Below are 1,303 nucleotides of genomic sequence, written 5' to 3'. Positions count from 1 at the left end.
ACGCACGAACGGCTCACCGAAGGGGCACACCGTGTCGCCGTACGGCACGTCGGTGCGGCCCAGCACCAGCTGCGCCAGTTCACGGAACAGTTCTTCGGTCAGGTCCATGTTGTCTTCGTAGTCGGCGTACGCCTGGTAGAACTCCAACATGGTGAATTCAGGGTTGTGACGAGTCGAAACGCCTTCGTTACGGAAGTTACGGTTGATCTCGAACACTTTTTCGAAGCCGCCAACCACCAGGCGCTTGAGGTACAGCTCTGGCGCGATACGCAGGAACATTTCCATGTCCAGCGCGTTGTGGTGGGTTTCAAACGGCTTGGCCGCGGCGCCGCCAGGAATGGTCTGCAGCATCGGCGTTTCGACTTCGAGGAAGTCGCGCTTCATCAGGAAGCTGCGGATGTGTGCGATCACTTGCGAACGCACGCGGAAGGTCTGGCGCACTTCTTCGTTGACGATCAAGTCAACGTAACGCTGACGGTAGCGCTGTTCGGTGTCGGTCAGGCCGTGGTGCTTGTCCGGCAGTGGACGCAGCGACTTGGTCAGCAGGCGCACGTCGGTCATTTCAACGTACAGGTCGCCCTTGCCGGAACGGGCCAGGGTGCCAACGGCGGCAATAATGTCGCCCATGTCCCAGGTTTTCACCGCGCCCAGAGTTTCTTCGGACAGGGTTTTACGGTTGACGTAGACCTGAATGCGACCGGTCATGTCCTGAATCACCATGAACGAGCCACGGTTGAGCATGATACGACCGGCAACCTTGACCGGGATTGCAGCCTCTGCCAGCTCTTCCTTGGTCTTGTCCGCGTATTTCTTCTGCAGTTCTTCGCAGTAGTTTTCACGGCGGAAGTCGTTCGGGAAGGCGTTGCCCTTGGCGCGCTCGGCAGCAAGCTTTTCCTTGCGCAGGGCGATCAGGGAGTTTTCTTCCTGTTGCAGGGCTTGCGGATCGAGTTGTTGGTCGCTCATGTCTTTAAATTTTCCATCACAGGTTCGTTGCCCCCGCCACTGACGGGGGACTTAAGGTCGGGCTGACGGCTTTACAGCCCCGATTTCAGGCTGGCTTCCAGGTATTCATCGATGTCGCCATCGAGCACCTTGTCGCAGTCGCTGCGTTCGATGTTGGTCCGCAAATCCTTGATGCGCGAGGCATCAAGCACGTAGGAGCGGATCTGGTGACCCCAGCCGATATCGGACTTGGTGTCTTCCAGCGCCTGGGACGCGGCGTTGCGTTTCTGCATTTCCTGCTCGTACAACTTGGCCCGCAGCATTTTCATGGCGGTGTCTTTGTTGGCGTGCTGGGAACGTT

2 protein-coding genes are annotated in these 1,303 nt (G+C 58.2%); both read right to left on the bottom strand.

Annotated elements, in window-relative coordinates; translation table 11 throughout:
- A partial coding sequence (locus tag ACIOVB_RS27755; protein ID WP_401272304.1) for an amino acid--tRNA ligase-related protein occupies positions 1-963 on the bottom strand: 963 nt, incomplete at its 3' end.
- A 71-nt stretch (positions 964-1,034) separates the two neighbouring features.
- A partial coding sequence (locus ACIOVB_RS27750; RefSeq protein ID WP_401272303.1) for a peptide chain release factor-like protein occupies positions 1,035-1,303 on the bottom strand: 269 nt, incomplete at its 5' end.

It is taken from the genome of Pseudomonas sp. NPDC087639, assembly GCF_044743385.1.
Classification (GTDB): Bacteria; Pseudomonadota; Gammaproteobacteria; order Pseudomonadales; family Pseudomonadaceae; genus Aquipseudomonas.
This window is presented reverse-complemented; position numbering and strand designations above follow the sequence as displayed.